The following is a 22,629-nucleotide window of genomic DNA, read 5'->3' as shown; positions in this document are numbered from 1 at the left end:
GATCAAACTGAATAGAACGACGATCGTTTAAAGTTTAGAAATCATACTATTCTTCAGTATGTTCTTCTGTTTCAAGATTTTCTTCTAGTATTTCTACTGTCGGATCTTCTAATTCGCTTACTTCAAGTTCTTCCTCGTCTTGAGGTTCTACTTTAGCAAGAGTAGATACTTTGTTGCCTTCTTCTAGACGCATCAATCTAACACCCTGAGTTGCTCGACCTGTCTGAGAGATATTTGTAGCGTGGAATCGAATAACGACTCCACCATTTGTAATCAACATGATATCTTCATGTCCATCTACTGTTTTAAGACCGATCAAAGGACCGTTTTTCTCTGTAATGTTGGCTGTTTTGACACCTTTACCGCCTCGACCACGGATAGCATACTCGCTAGCAGCCGTTCTCTTACCGTATCCATTTTCTGTGATGATCAATACCTCTGAATCTTCGTTTAAAAGATCCATTCCGACTACATCATCGCCGGCTCTTACGTTGATACCCCGGACACCCGCAGCAGCTCTACCCATACTCCTTACTTTTGTTTCATGGAAGCTAACAGCATAACCGTCTCGTGTACCAATAATGATATTTTGATCTCCATTTGTCATGGCAACATCGATCAATTCGTCTTCTTCTCTTAAGACAATTGCTCTTAATCCGCTTGTACGAATATTCATGAATTCACTTAAAGCTGTACGTTTGACAGTCCCTTTACGAGTTGTAAAGAATAAGTGTTCATTTTCTTTCGCTTCTCCACGCATATTGATAATGGCTTGGATTTTCTCGCTGTTATCTATACCCAGGAAGTTAATTGCCGGAATACCTTTGGCTGTACGGCCGTATTCTGGAATTTCATACCCTTTAGCTTTGTATACTTTACCAGTATTCGTAAAGAATAAGAGTAAATCATGCGTCGAACAGGTTAATAAGGTCTCTACAAAGTCATCTGTATTCGTCCCCATACCTTTAACGCCTCTACCGCCTCGGTTTTGAGCTTTAAATTCTGAAATAGCCATACGTTTCATGTATCCATTGTGAGATAAGGTGATGGCAATTTCTTCTTCTTCAATCAAATCTTCATCTTCAAGACTCAACAATTCACCAACTAGAAGTTCTGTACGGCGATCATCACCATGTTTTTCAGAAATTTCTTCTAGCTCTATTTCGATGATTTCATTTACACGTTCTGGACGAGCCAGAATATCTATAAGATCATTGATTGTAGAGATCAGTTCCTGATACTCACCCTCAATTTTCTCTCTTTCTAAACCGGTTAAACGAACCATACGCATATCTAAAATAGCTTGAGACTGACGCTCAGAAAGATCAAATCGCTCAATCAATGTTTCTTTAGCAATCTGGCCTGTCTGTGAACCTCTAATAATCGATATGATTTCATCGATATGATCAAGTGCGATACGTAAACCTTCTAGAATGTGCGCGCGTGCTTCTGCTTTACGCTTATCGTATTCTGATCTTCTACGAATAACGACTCTTTGGTGTTTTAAATATTCTGTCAGGATTTCTACTAATCCAAGTGTTTTAGGAATTCCATTTACGATTGCCAGCATATTGAATCCAAACGAAGTTTGCATAGGCGTCAATTTGTACAGGTTGTTCAGTATAACGCTCGCTGAGACGTCTCTACGAACTTCTATGACCACGCGCATGCCATCTCTATCAGATTCATCCGTTAAGTCTGTAATGCCCTCTATACGCTTATCTCGAGCTAATTCAGCTATACGTTCTACCAGTTTTGCTTTATTGACTAAATAAGGCAGTTCATCAACGATAATGCGTTCACGACCATTTTTAAGTATGTCAATATGTGCTTTTGCACGTACCTTGATTGATCCACGGCCAGTCTCGTATGCTTTTCGAATACCAGACTTACCTAGTACCATCGCACCTGTTGGGAAATCTGGTCCAGGCAAGACTTCCATCAATTCGGCTACTGTGGCTTCACTATTGTCCATCAACATACGACAAGCAGCAATTACTTCTCTTAAGTTATGCGGGGGAATATTCGTAGCCATTCCTACCGCAATACCAGAAGCACCGTTTACCAAAAGATTCGGGAATCTTGCAGGTAAGACGTCTGGTTCTCTTTCAGATCCATCATAATTATCGTGATAATCAACTGTATCTTTGTTGATATCTCTCAGCATTTCCATAGCGATTTTACTCATTTTTGCTTCTGTATACCGCATTGCTGCTGCGCTATCGCCATCTATTGAACCAAAGTTTCCGTGTCCGTCAACTAGAGGATTACGGTAACTGAAGTCTTGTGCCATACGTACCATAGATTCATAGATAGCGGAGTCACCGTGGGGGTGATACTTACCCATTACGTCTCCAACGATACGAGCAGATTTTTTATAAGCTTTGTCGGGTGTCATACCTAATTCATTCATTCCGTAAAGGATACGGCGGTGAACAGGTTTCAAACCATCTCGAACATCAGGTAGAGCACGGGAAACAATAACGCTCATTGCATAGTCTAGAAATGAATTTTTCATTTCACTCGCAAGATTGATTGATTCCATACGTGCTTCTCTATTTTCAGCCAAGTATTTGTTCCTCCTTGTTTTCATCGAACTTTTTACAACTTAAATACCGTGTGGCAATTTCAAGACAGAGAATTCTGCACACGGTATAGTTGTTTTGATAGATTATTTAGTGATCTAAACTTTAAATATCGATATTTTGAACATATTGAGCGTTATCTTCGATAAAGAGACGACGCGGTTCAACTTTTTCACCCATCAGCATATCAAAGACCATATCGGCTTCGATTGCATCTTCAACGGTTACTTGAAGCAAACGACGGTTTTCAGGATTCATTGTGGTCGACCAAAGCTGTTCTGCATCCATCTCTCCTAGACCTTTATAACGCTGAATATCTGGTTTAGGTGTTGGTGGAATTTCTTTCAAGTATGTTTCAAGTTGTTTTTCTGTATCCAAGTAAACTTCTTTTTTACCTTGTTTAACTTGATACAAAGGTGGCTGAGCAATATAAACAAAGCCCGCTTCGATAACTGGTCTCATATATCTAAAAATCAGTGTGAGAAGTAGTGTACGAATATGCGCACCATCTACATCCGCATCCGTCATGATAATCAGTTTATGATATCTTGTTTTATCGATTTCGAATTCTTCTCCAAAACCTGTACCCATTGCTGTAAATAACGAACGAATTTCTTCGTTGGCTAAAATACGGTCAATAGACGCTTTTTCTACGTTTAAAATTTTACCCCTGATGGGTAAAATCGCCTGAAATAGTCTTGATCTTCCTTGTTTTGCGGAACCTCCAGCGGAGTCTCCCTCAACGATGAAAATTTCAGATTTTTCAGGATCTTTAGAAGAACAGTCGGCTAATTTCCCTGGAAGGTTACTGATTTCCAGACCATTCTTTTTACGTGTAACTTCTCTGGCACGTTTAGCTGCCAAGCGTGCACGTGCTGCTAACAAGGCTTTTTCAATGATTTGTCTACCAACAGTTGGATTTTCCATTAAGAAGCGATCAAAATGCTCACTGAATAGTCGGTCCGTAATTGTACGTACTTCTGAGTTACCCAGTTTTGTTTTTGTCTGTCCTTCAAACTGTGGGTCTGGATGTTTGATACTCAGTACGACAGTCAAGCCTTCTCGAACATCTTCACCTGTCAGATTATCGTCATTTTCTTTTAAAATCTTGTTTCTACGAGCATAGTCGTTGATGATTCGCGTTAAAGCGGTTTTGAATCCTGACTCATGCATCCCACCTTCATAGGTATGGATATTGTTTGCGAAACTCATGATATTCATATGGAAGCCATCTGTATGTTGTAAGGCTACTTCTACAACGATACCTTCTTGTTCTCCTTCAAGGAAAATTGGCTCTTCGTATAAATTGGTTTTCGTTTGATTCAAATAGCTTACGTAACTTTGAATTCCGCCTTCATAACGGTAGTCCAAGCGTACAGGCTCTTCTCCTCTGCGGTCTTCAATCGAGATATTTAATCCTTTATTCAAGAAAGCCAGTTCTCTTACACGAGTCGATAATTTATGGAAATCATAAACAGTCGTCTCTTTGAAAATCTCTGCATCTGCTTTGAAGACAACTTCTGTTCCACGTTTGTCCGTTGTACCCGTTTCTTTAAGGTCATACATCACTGCACCACGTTCATAGCGCTGGTTGTAGACTTTTCCATTTTTATGGACGTTCACTTCAAGGTACTCTGACAAAGCATTTACTACAGATGAGCCTACACCGTGTAGTCCTCCAGATACTTTATATCCGCCGCCGCCGAATTTACCACCAGCATGCAAGATCGTAAAGACCGTTTCAACTGCTGGACGACCTGTTTTTTGCTGGATATCGATTGGGATACCTCGTCCGTCATCTGTAACAGTTACGATGTTGTCGGGTTCAATGACGATCTCAATCTTATCAGCGTGACCTGCCATTGCTTCATCTATTGAGTTATCTACAATTTCCCATACAAGATGGTGCAGGCCTGCTTCACCGGTCGACCCAATATACATACCTGGTCTTTTTCTAACGGCTTCTAGACCTTCCAATACCTGAATCTGACTTGCATCGTATTCTTCGCGTATTTCTACGACTTCTTTTGGAGTCAATTGTTCATCTGCCAAGTTTATTCACTCTCCATTTTAATCTGCCCATCTGATACATTAAAAATCCGCGGGTCATTCAATAATTCTTTTTTTACTCCGTCCAAACTCGTCGTTGTCAGAAATGTCTGAACCTTGTCTTGAATGGATTTAAGCAAATGTGTTTGTCTATCATCGTCTAGCTCACTTAATACGTCGTCGAGTAATAAGACGGGATATTCCCCCGTCATTTCAAACATCAATTCAATTTCTGCAAGTTTCACGCTAAGTGCAGTCGTTCGCTGCTGCCCTTGAGATCCATAAGTCTGGACATTTTTGTCGTTGATGTAAAAACGGAGGTCATCTCTGTGAGGGCCACTTAATGTGGTTCCTTGATCTAGTTCTCTCTGCTGATTCTTGCTGAATTGTTCCAACAAGTCTTGCATCAGTTGGTTTTTATCTTGTTCGGAATGAACCGGTATAGAGGATGCATATTCGATACGCAACTGTTCTTTTTCCTGAGAAATCGATTTGTGTATCGGTTCAGCCCATTCCTGCAGGCGTTTGGTGAATTTAAATCGCTCAGTAAGGACTTCTGCACCTTCTGCAGCTAGCTGATCTGTTAAGACATCTAAATAAGTCTGATCGACTTTATTTTTGAACCTTGCTTGCTTTAGATACTGATTTCGCTGTTTAAGAATCTTTTGATACTCTACTAGATGGTGAAGATAGATCGGGCTCATCTGCCCCATCTCCATATCCAGAAATTTCCTTCTAACAGAAGGCGATCCTTTAACAAGCGACAAGTCTTCCGGCGCAAACAAAATAACGTTCAGATGACCAATGTAGGCACTGAGCTTTTTTTGTTCTAGATGATTCAGTTTTGCTTTCTTTCCTTTTTTGGAAAGAATAATTTCCAGCGGGAAGCCACCTTGCGATTTTTCGATTCGACCAGTTACTTTTGCAAATTCCTGATCCCAACCGATTAGTTCCTTATCGTTTGCTGTGCGGTGGCTTCTAGCCATTGCGAGTACATAGATACTTTCCATCATATTCGTTTTGCCCTGAGCATTTTCTCCCAGAAACACATTAATATTCTGAGAAAATACAGCTTCGGCTTTATCGTAGTTGCGGTAACCTCTTAGTTGGAGGTCTTTTAAATACATCAGGCGTCCTCATGTTTTAAAGATTCAACTACAAAACTACCTACTTCTGGAATATCTATTACTGTACCGTCATAAAGTTTCTTTCCTCGTCTGTTTTCAAGTTCTCCGTTAACAAAGACTTCAAACTGCTCCAGAAACGGCTTAGCCATGCCTCCACTTGAAATCACATTCGCGTGTTTCAGAAACTGGCCTAATGTAATATACACTTCTTCTATTTGAATTGGGGTATGCACCTTTTATCGGCTCCTTAAAGTAAAAAATACGTCATAAAACTCTACGATTTTTTTCATACTATTCTTTCTCTATTATACCTCAAAAAAGAGGCCAATACAAATTTTGACGGAAAATAATGGCCTCTGATAGATTTTTGATAGATAAAAAGAAAAATGATATTTTTACTCAAAATACGCTCAGAATGTAAATTTGTGTATTTTTATCCGTTTTCGTCTTAAAAAAATCTTTTAGACAAAAAAATCCTACTGAGTATCGGGCCATGTAGACCAGATCGACTCAGTAGGATTTTTTTTAGACTTTTAAGATGTACGAATTGGTGTAATCAACTGGATAAATTCTCTGTTGTCATCACTTGGAACCAATACAAAAGGTCTTAAGGTTGAAATCAGTTTAATTGTGATTTCAACAGCACCAAATGTATTCAGTGCAGCTTTCAGATAATCGGGATTGAATGAGATTTCCATTTCTTCTCCTTCGATCTGTTTGAAGGAGACATCTTCATTCACTCTTCCGACTTCTGGAGAGTTTCCGGTTATTTCCAATTCATTTTGCTTCACTGATAATTTAACTACATTGTTTTTACCTTCATGTGATAAAAGAGAAGCACGTTCTACAGCACCTAAAAGAACTTGTGCATCTAGTGTGATCTGTGTAGAAGAAGCATCAGGAATTAGGCGATCTGTATCCGGATAGTTTCCTTCTAGAAGTCTTGAATAGAAATGTGTATCTTCTGTTTTGAATAAAATCTGGTTTTCTGCAATTGCAACTGTAATTTCATCAAGAGAATCATCTAGTAATCTTGATAGTTCCTGAAGACTCTTACCAGGTATTACGATGTTATAAGAGAAATCTCCAGCAGATTCTAAAGGAATGACTCTTTGACTTAGACGGTGACTATCTGTCGCAACAGCTTTTAGTCTGCCCTCTTTTAAAGAAAGATTCACACCTGTTAATATCGGGCGACTTTCATGTGAAGATACGGCAATAACGGTTTGTTTAACAATTGTTTTCAACAACTGGACAGGTAACGTAAACGCTTGATCCGTATCTATTTCCGGTAGGTGTGGATAATTTGCTGCATCTAGTCCATTGATAATAAAAGAAGATGAAGCTGAAGTGATGGACGTTTGAACACGATCCATTACTTCAATAGAGAATGTTTCATCTGGCAATTTGTTTACAATATCACTGAAGAAACGAGCAGGTTGTAAAACAATACTACCTTCTTCTTCAATTTTTAATTCAGCTTTTTCATCATGAACTGAAATAATGGTTTCAATTGAGATGTCAGAGTTACTACCGGTTAGTTTAACGCCCTCTGCATCTGCAACCAATTTGATACCTGTTAATATTGGAATAGTCGTTCTTGAAGATACTGCAAGTTGAACATCTCTTAATTTTTTTAGAAAAGCCGTTCGTTTGATAGAAAATTTCATAGAATCCCTCCGTGCATTTTTCTTATTTTAAGTATAGCATAATGTGCTATTGTTTCCTGTTTTTGAATCATCTTTAAATCTAGCAGAATGCCTATATATATTTATATAAATAATATAGTAATAGTAGTAGGGCCTGTGTATACTGTGGAAAAGCTAAAAAACCCTTAGAGACAAAAGTTTTCCACTTGTGGATAACCTGTGGGTAACTTTGTGTAGAAAGTCTCAGGTTATACACAGGTGGAAATCCTAGGTATAATAGAATAATTATTGCAGACTCTTTTTAATCTGTTCAATTTCATGTTTCAAGTCGGCATCTTTTTTGATTGCCTGGTCGATTTTTTCATACGCATGAATAACAGTAGTATGATCTTTACCACCAAACTCTTTTCCGATTTTAGGTAAAGAGTTATTTGTCATTTCTCTTGATAGATACATTGCGATCTGTCTTGGAAGAACAATTTGACGAACACGTTTCTTACCTTTTAAGTCAACGAGTGAAATTTGGTAGAACTTGCTGACTGTTTGCTGAATCGTTGCGATTGAAATATCTTGATTCTTGTCTTTCTTGACCATGCTTTTGAGTGCATCTGCCGCTAGACTCGTAGTAATGTCGTTTCTTTGGATAGCTGAATAAGCTTGTACTCTAACCAAAGCACCTTCTAATTCACGAATATTTGAATCAATTTGTCCGGCTATATAGCTCAATGTATCATTAGGAATTTCAAGACCTTCTGCATTGGCTTTTTTTCTGAGGATCGCGATTCTTGTTTCAAGATCTGGAGGAGTAATATCAACGGATAGTCCCCAAGCAAATCTAGAAACCAGTCTTTCTTGAAGTTTTGGTATTTCATTTGGTAGTCGGTCGCTAGTCAACACGATTTGCTTGCGATCATCGTAAAGTGCATTAAAAGTATGGAAAAATTCTTCCTGAGTTCCTTCTTTGTCAGCAAAAAATTGAATATCATCTACTAATAGAAGATCCACATTTCTATATTGTCTTCTGAATTTTTCTTGCGTTCTATTTTGAATAGAATTGATGAAGTCATTCGCAAAATTTTCGCTTGATACATATTTGATTTTAGCATTTGGATTGATCTGTAAATACTGATGCCCAATCGCGTGCATCAAATGAGTCTTTCCGAGTCCTACTCCACCGTAGAAAAATAGTGGGTTATAGATCGTTCCTGGTTCTTCCGCGACAACTAATGCAGCTGCGTGAGCCATCTGATTGCCTTTTCCGATAACAAAAGTGTCAAAAGAATATTTGCTGTTTAAAGTACTGGAAACCATACTCATCTGATCAAAAGGTTCTCTCTGCTGCGGCTCTTCATTCTCTTCATGTGTAGCCTGTTCTTCAGAGGTTACAAAAAGTGGAGAAATCTCGCGGCCGAAATATTCATAAAGGTACTCTACCATTCTGGTAGTCAGATTATTCTGCCAATATTCTTTATGCAATGTAGACGGAACTTCTATAGTAACGGAGTTATCCGTAACTCGGACGAGGTTTGCGCTTTGGATCCATGTATCAAAACTAACTTTAGATAGAGATTGTTTAAATTTATCTTGTAAATGTATCCACAAGGGATGTGGGTTATTCATTCTGTTCCTCCTCGTCTCAATGAATGTTTTTTTATTTTATCATGGATGAGATAAGTTTTCCACAACTGAGTGAAATTGTTGATAAATAATTCAGAACCTGTTGAAAATAGTTATCCACACGAGAACAGATCATGTGTACAGTTTCAAGTTGTGCAAAAACACCTAACAAGAATTGTGGATAACTATACCGATAAAAACATTATTTTATCAGCCTACAATTGAGTTGTTAACATTCTTCAAAAACCTGTGGATAACCTTATATACACAGGCTAGAAATGTGGATGGATCATGTATAAAGTTGTTAACAGTTAAAAATAAAGATATAGTTACTAACTACCCTGTGGATAAAAATGTGCATGAAACCAGCTTATTTTTCATTTGGAAATGTGTCTAAATTTAAAAGCAAACAGTTAAATTACAAAGGAAGACTTGACAAATGGTATCTATTTTCTTAAACTGATATAGTCTGTCTATGTTATGATGCAAAATTTAGATAGCATTTTGTAACCTTTAAATAGTAAACAGAGATATAGGAATGATTCAGGAGGTGTATGATCAATGTCACAACAAGGATTAACATATCAACCTAAAAAACGTAAGCGTCAAAAAGTACACGGTTTCCGTAAACGTATGAGTACAAAAAACGGACGTAGAGTATTGAAAGCAAGACGTCGTAAAGGTAGAAAACGCATTTCAGCATAAGAAATAAAAGGCGACGATAGCTTCTTATTAAAATAAGAGCACGTCGCCTTTTTTTTGTTGTCAAAGTGTAGAGATTAAGAACCATAGAGAAAAAGGATCAAGTAAAGGCAGGTGGTGACTGGTCATGAGAAAAGCTTACCGGGTTAAAAAAGAAGCCGATTTTCAAAAAGTCTTCCATAAAGGAAAGTCTGTGGCGAATCGCCAGTTTGTCGTCTATGTATTAGAAAAGCCAGATCAAGCTCATTTTAGAGTAGGTATTTCTGTTAGCAAAAAATTAGGTCACGCACCAACTCGTAATGCCGTAAAAAGAAAAATCAGACAAGCACTGACAGAGTTCGATCAAGAAAGTTTATTGAAACAAGAGAGAGATTTTCTCGTTATCGCAAGAAATCCAGCAGCTAGTATGTCTTATGTTGAAGTGAAAAAAAGCTTATCACATGTTTTGAAACTAGCTAAAATGACTATCAGTGAGTAAATGAGCGTTTGCTATTTTTAAAATAAGGATGTTCTAAAAGCAGGTTTTGATTTATAATTAACCTAGCGCACAAGACTTTGGAAAAGAGGAAAGAAATGTCTACTATCGTAAAAAAACGTAAGCGATTGCTATTGATGCTTAGCATGCTTGCAGTCGTATTTGTTTTAGCTGCTTGTGGTACAAGCGATGTTACTGCTCAAAGTGAAGGATTTTGGGATGGCGTCGTGATTTATAATTTTGCTCAGTTGATTATTTGGGTATCTGGACTATTTAATAATAGTTACGGTATGGGGATTATCCTCGTAACAGTATTTATTCGTGCTTTGCTGATTCCAATCACGCATTTCCAGCAGAAAAATATGCAACAGATGAACGAAATCAATCCGCAGATGACAGAATTAAGAGAACAATATTCTTCAAGAGACACTGAAACACAACAGAAATTAAGAGAAGAACAACAAAGACTTTATAAAGATGCAGGAGTTAATCCATATCTAGGATTCTTACCATTGTTGATTCAAATGCCTGTTTTTATCGCATTGTATCAATCAGTGAATAGAACGCCTATTCTTAGAACAGGCGACTTCTTATGGGTCAACTTGGGTGCACCCGATCCTTACTTGATCTTGCCGATTTTAGCTGGTATTTTCACACTGGCAAACTCGTACTTGATGAGCATGGGAAGACCGCAAGCTGGCGGAAAAGTCATGACGTACATTATGCCGTTGTTCATTGTATTGATTACATTCAGATTATCTAGTGCTCTAGCACTTTACTTTGCAGCATCCAATGGATTTGCAGCATTACAGACCGTATTCTTACAAAATCCTTTCAAAGCGCGTCGTGAGCGCGAACTGAAGGAAGAACAAGAGCGAGAAGCTGAACGTGAACGTAGAAGAGCTATGAAGAAAGCGCAGAAACTTGGGCGTAACGTAAGAAAATAATCTAAGGTACATGTTTGATATGATTTGATTGAATAAACATACCTATCGTTGAACGGAGGGCATTATTCGTGATTGATAAATATACAGCACAGGCACCTACAACTGAAGTTGCAATCGAAAAAGGATTAAAAGCTTTAGGGTTAAAAATAGAGCAAGCGGATATTGAAGTAGCAGAACCTGGTAAAAAAGGGTTTCTAGGAATAGGGCAAAAAGATGCGGTCGTCGTCGTTAAGAGAAAGCAAGCAACAAGTGCAATTAAAAGTGTATTTGACTCTTCTTTTTCATCAGAAGACATTTTGCCCAAGGACAAACCAGCTCCTGAAAAACCTTTGTTTGTTGAAAGTGAAACAGGAACAGAACCTTCTTCTGATCAAGAAATCGTAGAACCTGTTGCAGAAAGTCCCGAAGAAGTCGAAGAAACTAGGAATCAATCATCAGATGAGAAGCCACTTGTAATGGCTTCTACAGAGGATTCTGAAGAAGCGAAACCGGTGATTTCTGAAGAACAGCAAAGAGAAATCGAACAAAGAGATGCTGAAGGTATTCAACAAGTAGCGGAGTACTTGAAAGATGTTACAAACAAGATGGGTATTGAAGATGTCTCTGTTCATGTACAAAGACAAGGGAAAAAAGTTCAGTACAATATAGAAACAGAAGATGCTGGCTTAGTCATTGGCCGTCATGGGAAAGTTTTGAATAGCTTACAGACGCTTGCTCAGATTCAATTACATCAACTTGCTGATTCGAAATTTTTCGCTAAAGTAGATGCAGAAGCGTATAGAGATCGTCGTCAGAAAACCGTTGAGCAATTAGCTAAAAGAACAGCAGATAAAGTGAAACACACCAAACGTCCAGTTGTTCTTGAACCCATGCCTGCGCATGAAAGAAAATTGATTCACCGTTTCTTGAATCATCATCAAGGTATCCAAACACATTCTGAAGGCAAAGAACCTCATCGTTATTTAGTAGTGGAACCTGAAAAATAATTGTTCTTTATCTGAGATAGTCATGTCTAACTTCGGTTATGCATGACTATTTTTTGTTAATCTGACTTTTATTGTTAATCATTAAAAGTAAACAATGGGGTTTTAAATAAGAATGAAAAAAACTTTTAAGGAGATCCATATGCTTACAAACCAACAACTTTTTGATATAGAAGAGCTTCAAAAAGAAGTAGAGGCTTTCGACAAGTTAGAGCTCAAGCTAAACTGGGAAATGCTGCGTGCACGCGAAGATGACCAAAACGAATTTCTTTACTATAAAGAGGACGAACTGATTGCTTTTGTAGGATTGTACGCATTTGGGTCAACCGTTGAAGTAACGGGAATGGTTAAACCTCGTGAGCGCCAGAAAGATTATTTCACGCAGTTATTTACAGAAGCGATGCGGGTCGTGAGAGAGAAAGGCTATAAGAACATTCTATTAAATGCACCAGCTAGTTCTCAATCAGCTAAACGATTTTTGAAAAAACAAGGAGCAAGCTATGCTTTCACGGAACATCAAATGAAGTGGAAATCGAGGCCCCTTGAGGTGGCAACCGATTTCGTATTACGCCAAGCGACTCTATCGGATTTAGATAGACGGGTTCAGCTTGATGTAGAATCCTTTGGTATTCTAAGAGAAGATGCAGTGGAGATGGAAAGTAGAATCAATGGCGAAGAAGATACGGATCTGTACATGATTGAAGTCAACAATGAGTCAGTTGGTAAAATTCGTGTCACAAGAGAAAAAACGGAGGCTTGGATCTATGGATTTTCAATCTTACCAAAGTATCAAAAGAAAGGGATCGGTCGCAAGGTGCTACAATCGGTTGTCAGACAAGAAAGCGAAAAGGGGAATTCTGTTCATCTGGATGTGGAAACAAAAAATGACCGCGCTCTAGGATTATATGAGTCGGTTGGGTTTGAAGCGGTACATGCGCAAGACTATTATGAATATAAATAAGATGAAACGATGCAATAGAGTGTAGTCGTTTTCGACAATCTGGTCACTCGATTGTATAATAAAGAAAAACTTAGAAATGTAGGCGTGGTTTATGAATATGGAAGAAGTTACAACACTTGTAAATACAAATCGCGGAAATGGAAAAAAAGAAAATCTTGACCGCATGGCGAGCTTGATGCAAAAACTAGGTAATCCGCAGAATCAGCTAAAGTTTATTCATATAGCGGGAACAAATGGAAAAGGCACTACAGCTTCTTTTATTTCTTCGATTCTAAGAGAAGCCGGTATGCAAGTGGGCCTCTTTACGTCTCCACATCTTGAAGTCGTAAACGAACGCATTCAAGTGGATCAAAAATTCATTTCTGATCAGGACTTTATAGAGTGTACTGAAAAAGTAGCAGGTTATGTAGAAGAAGTTGAAACAGAACTGTCTGAAAAACTGTATTCGTTTGAAATATTGACAGCTGTTGCGTTTGTTTATTTCAGTCGTCAAAATTGTGATCTAGTTGTTTTGGAGACAGGAATTGGTGGAAGACTAGATTCAACGAATATTATTGAAACACCTGAAGTGGCGGTTATCACATCGATTGGTTTAGATCATATGAATATGCTTGGACATACTTTAAAAGAAATCGCTCAGGAAAAGGCTGGAATCATTAAAACGAACGGTTCTGTGGTTGTTTACGATTGTGGAAACGAGCTACGACCGGTTTTTGAAGAACGTGCACAGGAAAAACGAGCAGAGCTTAAGGTATTGAACCAGTCTGATATTGAACAGTTGTCTGCATCTATAAAAGGACAGAAATTCAACTACAAGCAGTACAAGAATCTGAAAATCAAGATGGTTGGTGTCCACCAACTTTCAAATGCTACGCTAGCGATAGAAACGGCCTTAAAATTAAAGCCTATGTATGAAATGATTACGGATGAAGTAATTAGAAAAGGACTAGAAAAAGCATTCTGGGCTGGCAGGATGGAAGTGTTACGGGAAGAACCACTCGTTTTAGTAGATGGTGCACATAATGAACAAGGTGTCGCGCTATTGAGTCAAAACATCCGAAGGTTATTTCCGGATCAAAAAGTTACATTTGTAGTAGGCATGATGAAAGATAAAGCCTATATAGATATGATCGAAGTTGTCTCAGATATAGCGAGACGAGTTTTAACGGTATCACCAGATCCTTGGAGAGGATTTGATGCAGAAGAAGTCGCTACTGTACTGAATAATAGAGGACAGTCTGCAAGATTCGTAAAATCAGTGGAAGATATCCAGCATTACATCGAAAAAGAAGCCGAAAGAGAGGAAATCATCGTCGTATTTGGATCCCTTTATTTAGTCGGTGATTTAAGAAAGTTGCTTCATTTATAAAATCAAATTGTCCGCCCTTCAAGTACTGAGTATGCCTACAGTCGCTTGAAGGGCTTTTTATTAACGAAAATCAAGGACTAAATGATAAAATTGTCATGAAGAGAACAAGGACAGGATAGACAGGGTAAACGGACACGTAAGAGAGGAGAGATAAAATATAAAAACGGTTGCATCCCAAAAGTTTTTGGAGTATAGTTACGTTAACGAACAACTTGTATATACAAGTTAAAACGATATTTAGGAGGAAATAACATGGCAGACTTTAAGAATGATGCTAAAGAGTTGCTGGATGCTATTGGCGGGAAAGAAAATGTTAACGCTGTAACGCATTGTGCGACCCGTATGCGATTTGTTTTAGACGATCCATCTAGTGCAGACGTCAAGAGGATAGAAGAGATTCCATCAGTAAAAGGAACCTTCACTCAAGCTGGACAGTTTCAAGTTATTATTGGTAACAGAGTAGCAGACTTTTATAATGAATTTTCAGATGTTTCCGGTCTTGAAGGTGTCTCTAAAGATGACGTAAAAAAAGCCAGCACACAAAATATGAACTGGCTACAAAGACTCATGGGCGCTCTAGCTGAAATTTTCACGCCACTTATTCCCGCAATTATTATTGGTGGTTTAATATTAGGATTTCGTAATGTATTAGAAGGTATCGAATTTGAATCATTAGGACGACTAATTGTTGATGGCGTACCTCAAGTAACCGATGCTGGTGACCCAATTTTCAATAAGATTGTCAATGTTTCTCAATTCTGGGCTGGTGTAAATGACTTCTTGTGGCTTCCAGGTGAAGCGATTTTCCACTTCTTACCTGTAGGTATTACATGGAGTGTTACAAGAAAAATGGGGACCACTCAGATATTGGGTATCGTTTTAGGACTTACATTAGTCTCTCCACAACTTGCAAATGCATATGGAGTTCAAGATATCCTTGCTGGAGACATCTCACAATGGGACTTTGGTTTCTTCCAATTAGATAAAATTGGATACCAAGCACAAGTTATTCCAGCGATGATGGCTGGGTTCTTGCTAGCGTATCTTGAAAAATGGTTACGTAAATTTATTCCAGAAGCCATTTCAATGATTTTTGTTCCATTATTTGCACTACTTCCAACAATCTTTATCGCACACGCTGTAATCGGACCGATTGGTTGGACACTGGGAACAGGTCTTTCTCAAGTTGTAAACTGGGGACTTTCAGGAACCTTTAGTTGGATCTTTGGATTCGTGTTTGGTGGCCTGTATGCACCGCTAGTTATCACAGGTCTACACCATATGTCTAACGCAATTGATCTACAATTAGTTGCAGATTACGGTGGTACAAACTTATGGCCGATGATTGCCTTATCGAATATCGCACAAGGATCTGCCGTTCTGGGTATGATCATTATGCACTGGGGTAATAAAAAAGAAGAGCAGGTATCTATTCCAGCTGCTATTTCTGCTTATCTAGGGGTAACGGAACCGGCACTGTTTGGTATCAATATTAAATTTGTTTACCCATTCGTGGCAGGAATGATTGGTTCAGCCTTTGCTGGTATGATTTCTGTAGCGATGAACGTAACAGCGAATTCTATCGGAGTTGGAGGACTCCCAGGATTCTTGAGTATTCAGCCAGATTCTATGGTAGGATTCTTAATTGCTATGGCCGTTGCATTTGTAGTACCCATCATTTTAACGATCTTCTTTGAAAAAAGAGGCATCTTGACTAAATGGGAAAACACAAACTTACCGATTCCTAAATTAGGTCAATAATCGAGCTGAAAATTCTAAATGAAAGAATCGTTAACCGTTAGAAAAGGATTGGTTCTATAAGACCGAAGCTGTCTAGAGCATTTATTTAGACGAATATCCGGTACTTAAGAATCAGTCCTTTTTCTATAAATATAGAAAGGAAGAATTTGATGACATATTTTCACGACAAAGTAATTTATCAGGCATACCCAAAATCCTTTAAAGATACGGATGGAAGTGGGCTAGGTGATTTGAAAGGTATTATTGAAAAGCTACCTTATCTAGAAGATTTAGGTGTAGATATGTTGTGGCTGAATCCTTTTTACAAGTCACCTCAAAACGACAATGGTTATGACGTAGCAGATTATACCTCTATTGATCCGATGTTTGGTACTTTTGAAGATTTCGATACACTTGTAGAAGAAGCCAAAAAACGTGGTATTTCCCTGATGTTAGATATGGTGTTGAATCATACTTCTACCTCACACGAGTGGTTCCAGAAAGCCTTAAAGGGAGAAAAGAAATACCAAGACTATTATATTCTAAGAGAAGGAAAAGCGGATGGCAGTCTTCCAACAAACTGGGAATCTAAATTTGGCGGAGATGCGTGGTCTAAATTTGGAAATACAGATCAGTATTACTTACATCTCTATGATAAAACCCAAGCAGATTTAGATTGGCGAAATCCAGAGGTCCGTCAGGAACTCTACAATGCCGTCAACTTCTGGCTGGAAAAAGGTGTGAAAGGACTTCGCTTTGACGTCCTTAATGTGATTGGAAAAGACGAAGAATTAAAAGATGCAGATGACGGCGTTGGAAAATCTCATTACACAGACACACCAATCGTCCACGAGTATATTCACGAATTGAATAGAGAAACATACGGCAAGTACGAAGACGTAATTACAGTTGGAGAAATGAGCTCAACAACCGTGACAAATGGCGTACAGTACTCAAATCCTGAACGAGATGAATTGTCGATGATTTTTAGTTTTCACCATTTGAAAGTAGATTACAAAGATGGTGAAAAATGGACAACTCAACCGTTTGATTTCTTGGAATTAAAGAAACTACTGGACGAATGGCAAAGAGGAATGGATGAAGGTGGGGGTTGGAATGCGGTCTTTTGGAACAACCACGATCAGCCACGGGCGAATAATCGGTTTGGAGATGTTGAGAAATATCCTTTCGAAACAGCGACGATCTTGGCACAAACTATCCATTTCCTAAGAGGGACACCATTTATCTATCAGGGTGAAGAAATTGGCATGACGAACCCGAATTACAAGCATATTGATGACTATGTAGATATCGAAACACACAATGCGTATCAGAAATTAAAAGAAGACGGACTGCCAGAAGATCAAATTATGGAGATTATTCAGGCTAAATCTAGAGACAATGCACGTACGCCGATGCAGTGGACTGCTTCTGAAAACGCTGGTTTTACAGAAGGAAAACCTTGGTTAAAGATCCCTGAAAATTATAAAGAACGCAACACGGAGAATGATGGAGTCAGTAAAAACATCCGTGAGTACTATAAAAAATTAATCCAGTTACGTAAAGAGTATAAAATTATTCAAGAAGGTTCTTATGAACCCGTTGAATTGGGTCACCAAAGTGTGTTTGCTTACATCAGAACGTATGAAAATCAAACACTACTTGTTTTGAACCACTTTTATGCAGATGAAGCAGTATTTGATATACCGCGTCATTTGTTAGAAATGGATGCACAATATGTGTTGGGTAATAAAGAACAGCGACCGTTGGAATCAACATTCGTGATGCAACCGTACGAAACTATCGCTTTTTTATTAAATTAATTGAATGATAATTTGAAGCAGTTTATGACAGTAAGTACCTTTACTATCATAGACTGCTTTTTTGTTGGTAGAAAGTATCTTAACAATGAGAAAACGCTAGTTGTATTTTTAACTCTCTCAAATTTTGACTCGTTTATCGTTAGGTGCTATGATTTAAAATTGAGACAACTATATTATTATTTGGGAGAAGGATAGGTATGGAAATTATACGATTAATTGGTATTTTAATTATCGTCGTTGGGTTCATTTTTAAATTCGACACGATTGCAGTCGTTTTGATTGCAGCACTTGTTACAGCACTAGTATCAGGTATTTCATTTTTCGAGTTTCTATTTATTATGGGGGAAGCTTTTGTTAATAACCGATTAGTGACGTTATTTTTACTAACGCTACCGATGATTGGTATCGCAGAAAGAGCGGGGCTGCGTCAGCAAGCTGTTCGTATTCTTGAGAACATCAACGGAATCACAGCCGGAAAACTTTTCTCGATCTACATGGTCTTCAGGGAACTAGCGGGTACGTTTTCTATTCGGATGCAAGGACAAACACAATTTGTTCGTCCATTAATTGAACCAATGTCTCAAGCAGCGGCTAAGACTAAATACGGCGAAATCAGTGAAGAAGATACAGAAAAAATCAAAGCGCGTTCCGCAGCTACAGAAAACTTTGGGAACTTCTTTGCGCAAAATACCTTTATTGCAGCTTCGGGTGTTTTATTGATTACTAGTACGATGGACTCTTTAGGATACGTAATTTCTCCTATAGATATTGTTATTGCGACGATTCCAGTAGCGCTTTTTGCACTTGTTATTGTTGTAGTATCAAATATTCTATTTGACCGCAAGATGAACCGCAAATACAATCAAGCAAATCAAGAGAAAAAGGCAGGTAAATCATAATGGAAGCATTCGTAAATAATTTATTGGAGTTCTTTTTTATTCTTGTGGGTTTACTGCTTGCATATGTAGCTTTTAAAGTCGCAACGGACAAGTCACATCCAGCCAAATTTGGAACTGCAGTGTTCTGGTTACTACTAGGCATTACATTCGCTTTAGGAAACTATATTCCTTTTGAGATCACTGGAGCGATTTTACTGATTGTTGGTTTATTGACACTATTAAAGCAAGTGAAAATTGGCCATATAAAACAAGTAACAGAAGAAGAAGCACAAGCGTCTAGTAAAAAACTTGGAAATTGGGTTTTTCTTCCTGTAGTTGTACTAGCTGTTGTTGCTGTGGGGGTCGCTCAATTTACACCACTTGGTGGGCAAGCGGGAATTGGTATTGGAGCGGTGACTTCCTTAATCGTAGCAATGATCATTACGAAATCCTCTCCGAACCTTGCGTTAGAAGATGGAAACAGAATGGTTCAGCAAGTTGGTCCAGTAGGTTTCTTACCGCAGTTACTAGCTGCATTAGGCGTGATCTTTACTCAAGCTGGAGTCGGTGAAGTGATTGCCAACGGGATTTCTAGTTTCTTACCACAAGGAAATCCTTTAGTCGGAGTTATTGCGTATTCAACTGGGATGGTTATCTTTACAATGATTATGGGGAATGCCTTTGCAGCCTTCACGGTCATAACAGCAGGGATTGGGATTCCTTTTGTTATCTCACAAGGTGGAGATCCAGCAGTTGCTGGGGCTTTAGCGATGACAGTCGGATTTTGTGGAACGCTTATGACACCAATGGCAGCAAACTTTAATGCTTTGCCAGTAGCCTTACTTGAAATGAAAAATGAAAATGGCGTTATCAAAGAACAAATTCCAATGGCTTTGATCATGATTGTGTTCCATGTCATTTTAATGTACTTCTGGGCATTTTAGGACAGAGGACTTCTATTGAATCGGGTATTTCTGATATAATGAATAAAGAAGGGTAGCGATGAATATGAAAATTTTAGTTACAGGATTTGATCCATTTGGCGGAGAAAGTTTAAATCCGGCATGGGAAGCAGTAAAGAAAATCCCTGATACCATTAATGGAGCAGAAATTAAAAAAGTTATGATTCCTACTGTATTTGGAAAAAGTGCAGAAGTAACAGACGAGGCTATTGCAGAGTTCAAACCTGACTATGTACTGAACATCGGTCAAGCAGGGGGACGATTTGAATTGACTCCTGAACGTGTAGCCATCAATGTAGACGATGCTAGAATTCCCGATAATGAAGAGAATCAGCCAATCGACGTAGCCATCAAAGAAGATGGAGAATCAGCTTATTTCACTCAATTACCCGTTAAAGCGATGGTGACAGAGATGAAAAAAGCAGGTGTTCCGGCATCCGTTTCTAATTCTGCAGGTACATTTGTATGTAACCATATTATGTATCAAGTACAATATATGATCGATAAGAAATATCCAGAAATCAAAGCAGGATTCATGCATGTGCCGTTTATTCCTTCACAAGTATTGGATAAACCAGGCAAACCGGCCATGAACCTTGAAGATATCGCTTCGGGTATTACAAAAGCTATCGAAGCAATTGTTGCTTTTGATGGAAAAGAAGATTTAAAAGCGATTGGTGGAACGACTCACTAAAAGCTCATTAAAAAAGAGTGACGCGATGCTGTAAGATGCATCGCGTCACTCTTTATATATATTAATAAGTTTGTGGTCCGCGTCTTCTAGCGAAATCGACAAAGCGAAATTTATCTAGTCTGTGACGAGACTCGGTGTATTGGAATAGTCTGGTATCTTCGAGATGGACATCGCTTCTGGTTACCACGATATGGTGATCATCATGGAGAGACATTAAGGTACGGTCCTCATTGGTAACCGGTTCAACCGTGAATTCTTTTCTAGCGTATCCGATTTTAAGGCCAAGTTTATGTTCGATATAGTGATAAAGAGAATTTTCTGCTTCTTCATCTGGAAGTTCTTCTATAACCGAAGTCAGCAGGTAGTCTTTATCTAATATCACTACCTCCTGATTGACTTTTCGAGCACGAATCACCGTATGGACTTCCGTGCTTTCAGGAACTTTTAAAAACTCTGCAATATGCTTAGGGATTTTAGTAATCTTGTTTTCGATCAACAGAGTCTGACTAGAGATATTTTGAGCGTTTTGAAGTTCTTGATAACTGGTTAAGCCAGAAATTGGAAAATCAAACCGTTTAACATCTAAAACAATGGAGCCTTTACCCTGTTTCTTTTGGATATAGCCACTCTCTAGTAAGAGCGTTAAGGCTTTTCTGATTGTTTCACGCGAAACATTGTATTGTTTTGTTAAATCGTTCTCGCTCGGGAGTAAATCTCCAGATTTATAGGTTTGGTTTAAAATAGCTGATTCAATATCGACGAATATTTCATGAAATTTACTCAAGTGATTCATTCCTTTATTCATTCTCTATAGGATTTTACCATAGATAGTCGCTTTTTTAGTAAAAAAATAAATCGTAGTGTATAGTAGATGTTTGATTTATAATTGAGAAAATAAGATTCAGTTGAGAGGTGTTCACGTGAAAAAAGTTTTAATTACTTTATATATAGCCGTTTGTGCTGTGATCGGTTTTTGGATAGGGTACCATGCAGCCATGACAGATACAGACATCGGATGGTTACTGATTCGAGCAGGACTTATTTTGATTAGTATCGCGATTTTCGGATTTATTCATATCGTTATTCATGAAGTGGGTCATTTGATAGCAGGTAAAGTTTCAGGATATCACTTTTCCTTTTTTAGAATAGCAAATTGGGCAATTGTAAAAGAACAACATCAATACAGAATGGCAAAATTTTCCATAGCTGGAACGGGTGGACAATGTTTAATGATTCCAGCAGAAGAGGACGACAATCCACCGTACCGTCTTTATTTATTTGGAGGAGCTCTAGCGAACTTTATTACGGCTGCCATCGGGTTAGGTATTGTTTTATTGGGGATTCAATCTGTTTATCTTTATAGCTTTATTTTTACGGGGATATTCACTGGTGTCATAAACTTGATTCCTTTTAGTATTACAGATGGTAATACGTTGAAACGACTAAAGATGGACCCTAATAAGCGGCCGCAACTCTTCCAACAACTAAGACTTAGTGAAGAATTCGTCAATGGGAAAATGTATGGAGAGATCAAAGATCATGACTTGATTGAGAATCCTAATGAACCTATGACAGAACAATTTAATGCTTACACAGTGCTCGTTCGGATTAACCGGGAACTAGAAGCAGAGAATTTTGGTCATGCACTGGAACTGATTGAACCTTTATGGAATCAGCGTTCGCAGATGGTCAAGTCGTATCAGATGGACATTTCAAGAGATTATTTGTTCTGTCATCTTACAATGGAAACGGAAGATACAATGATTCAAGATGAGATCAAAGAAGACCCAGTTTTCAAGCAATACTTGAAAACGAGTCAGTTGGAAACATATAGAATCAAAGCAGCGATGGCCTTCTGGATCGACAAAGATCTGGATCAAGCAGAAAGCTGGCTTGAAAAAGCTGAAAAATCGTTGGATCAAGCGCCAACCTATGCAGATAAGGCCTTAAATAAAAAGCTACTTAATTTCGTGGAGGAAAAAGTCTCGCAAGAACGCGTTAACCGTAAGGCGATGAACGATGTAGAAGAAGAGCTGGTTTAAAAGAGAAACCGGTGAACATTTTAAAT

The 22,629-nt window shown here is 38.3% G+C and carries 19 protein-coding genes; 12 read left to right on the top strand and 7 right to left on the bottom strand.

The genetic code is table 11. The features are described 5' to 3' along the window. Positions 1-46: 46 nt before the first annotated feature. The 6 genes from gyrA to dnaA form a co-directional block, all read right to left on the bottom strand. Complete coding sequence (gene gyrA / locus VXN63_RS09390) at positions 47-2,569, bottom strand: DNA gyrase subunit A (RefSeq protein WP_442915307.1); 2,523 nt, start codon at positions 2,567-2,569, stop codon at positions 47-49. Between the two features lie 121 nt (positions 2,570-2,690). Continuing rightward, a complete protein-coding gene (gyrB, locus tag VXN63_RS09385; RefSeq protein ID WP_442915308.1) occupies positions 2,691-4,622 on the bottom strand; it encodes a DNA topoisomerase (ATP-hydrolyzing) subunit B in 1,932 nt (643 codons plus the stop codon). A gap of 17 nt (positions 4,623-4,639) precedes the next feature. Continuing rightward, on the bottom strand, positions 4,640-5,761 hold the full coding sequence (gene recF / locus VXN63_RS09380) for a DNA replication/repair protein RecF (protein ID WP_327757799.1): 1,122 nt from the start codon (positions 5,759-5,761) through the stop codon (positions 4,640-4,642). Then, positions 5,761-5,994: a S4 domain-containing protein YaaA gene (yaaA, locus tag VXN63_RS09375; RefSeq protein ID WP_327757798.1), complete on the bottom strand. Its 234-nt coding sequence runs from the start codon at positions 5,992-5,994 to the stop codon at positions 5,761-5,763. Before yaaA ends, recF begins: the two co-directional genes overlap by 1 nt. 300 nt (positions 5,995-6,294) lie before the next feature. After that, the gene (gene dnaN / locus VXN63_RS09370) at positions 6,295-7,431 is read right to left on the bottom strand and encodes a DNA polymerase III subunit beta (RefSeq protein WP_327757797.1); all 1,137 of its coding nucleotides are present in this window, start codon (positions 7,429-7,431) and stop codon (positions 6,295-6,297) included. 264 nt (positions 7,432-7,695) lie between these two features. Then, on the bottom strand, positions 7,696-9,030 hold the full coding sequence (gene dnaA, locus VXN63_RS09365; RefSeq protein WP_327757796.1) for a chromosomal replication initiator protein DnaA: 1,335 nt from the start codon (positions 9,028-9,030) through the stop codon (positions 7,696-7,698). Between the two features lie 558 nt (positions 9,031-9,588). Here dnaA and rpmH point away from each other — a divergent pair. The 11 genes from rpmH (at position 9,589) to pcp (ending at position 20,561) form a co-directional block, all read left to right on the top strand. Beyond that, a complete protein-coding gene (gene rpmH, locus VXN63_RS09360; protein ID WP_072693642.1) occupies positions 9,589-9,732 on the top strand; it encodes a 50S ribosomal protein L34 in 144 nt (47 codons plus the stop codon). Between the two features lie 124 nt (positions 9,733-9,856). Beyond that, positions 9,857-10,207, top strand: a complete 351-nt coding sequence (gene rnpA / locus VXN63_RS09355) for a ribonuclease P protein component (RefSeq protein ID WP_327757795.1) — start codon at positions 9,857-9,859, stop codon at positions 10,205-10,207. Positions 10,208-10,302: 95 nt separating this feature from the next. Further along, positions 10,303-11,151, top strand: a complete 849-nt coding sequence (gene yidC / locus VXN63_RS09350; RefSeq protein WP_327757794.1) for a membrane protein insertase YidC — start codon at positions 10,303-10,305, stop codon at positions 11,149-11,151. Between the two features lie 68 nt (positions 11,152-11,219). Continuing rightward, on the top strand, positions 11,220-12,137 hold the full coding sequence (gene jag / locus VXN63_RS09345) for an RNA-binding cell elongation regulator Jag/EloR (RefSeq protein ID WP_327757793.1): 918 nt from the start codon (positions 11,220-11,222) through the stop codon (positions 12,135-12,137). A 139-nt stretch (positions 12,138-12,276) separates the two neighbouring features. Then, entirely contained in the window at positions 12,277-13,095 is an 819-nt protein-coding gene (locus VXN63_RS09340; protein ID WP_327757792.1) for a GNAT family N-acetyltransferase, read from the top strand. A gap of 91 nt (positions 13,096-13,186) precedes the next feature. After that, positions 13,187-14,464, top strand: a complete 1,278-nt coding sequence (locus VXN63_RS09335; protein WP_327757791.1) for a bifunctional folylpolyglutamate synthase/dihydrofolate synthase — start codon at positions 13,187-13,189, stop codon at positions 14,462-14,464. 252 nt (positions 14,465-14,716) lie between these two features. Next, positions 14,717-16,225 carry a PTS system trehalose-specific EIIBC component gene (treP, locus tag VXN63_RS09330; RefSeq protein WP_327757790.1) on the top strand — a complete coding sequence of 503 codons (1,509 nt, stop codon included), beginning with the start codon at positions 14,717-14,719 and terminating at the stop codon, positions 16,223-16,225. A gap of 149 nt (positions 16,226-16,374) precedes the next feature. Then, on the top strand, positions 16,375-18,027 hold the full coding sequence (treC, locus tag VXN63_RS09325) for an alpha,alpha-phosphotrehalase (RefSeq protein WP_327757789.1): 1,653 nt from the start codon (positions 16,375-16,377) through the stop codon (positions 18,025-18,027). 197 nt (positions 18,028-18,224) lie between these two features. After that, the gene (locus VXN63_RS09320) at positions 18,225-18,926 is read left to right on the top strand and encodes a DUF969 domain-containing protein (protein ID WP_327757788.1); all 702 of its coding nucleotides are present in this window, start codon (positions 18,225-18,227) and stop codon (positions 18,924-18,926) included. Next, positions 18,926-19,849, top strand: a complete 924-nt coding sequence (locus tag VXN63_RS09315; RefSeq protein ID WP_327757787.1) for a DUF979 domain-containing protein — start codon at positions 18,926-18,928, stop codon at positions 19,847-19,849. Before VXN63_RS09320 ends, VXN63_RS09315 begins: the two co-directional genes overlap by 1 nt. Positions 19,850-19,913: 64 nt before the next feature. After that, positions 19,914-20,561: a pyroglutamyl-peptidase I gene (pcp, locus tag VXN63_RS09310; RefSeq protein ID WP_327757936.1), complete on the top strand. Its 648-nt coding sequence runs from the start codon at positions 19,914-19,916 to the stop codon at positions 20,559-20,561. A 61-nt stretch (positions 20,562-20,622) separates the two neighbouring features. On the opposite strand, the gene treR is transcribed toward pcp, so the two are convergent. Further along, complete coding sequence (gene treR / locus VXN63_RS09305; protein WP_327757786.1) at positions 20,623-21,345, bottom strand: trehalose operon repressor; 723 nt, start codon at positions 21,343-21,345, stop codon at positions 20,623-20,625. 136 nt (positions 21,346-21,481) lie between these two features. On the opposite strand from treR, the gene VXN63_RS09300 reads away from it, so the two are divergent. Next, entirely contained in the window at positions 21,482-22,603 is a 1,122-nt protein-coding gene (locus VXN63_RS09300) for a hypothetical protein (protein ID WP_327757785.1), read from the top strand. Positions 22,604-22,629 lie beyond the last annotated feature (26 nt).

This window comes from Marinilactibacillus sp. XAAS-LB27, assembly GCF_036039175.1.
Lineage (GTDB): Bacteria > Bacillota > Bacilli > Lactobacillales > Carnobacteriaceae_A > Marinilactibacillus.
This window is presented reverse-complemented; position numbering and strand designations above follow the sequence as displayed.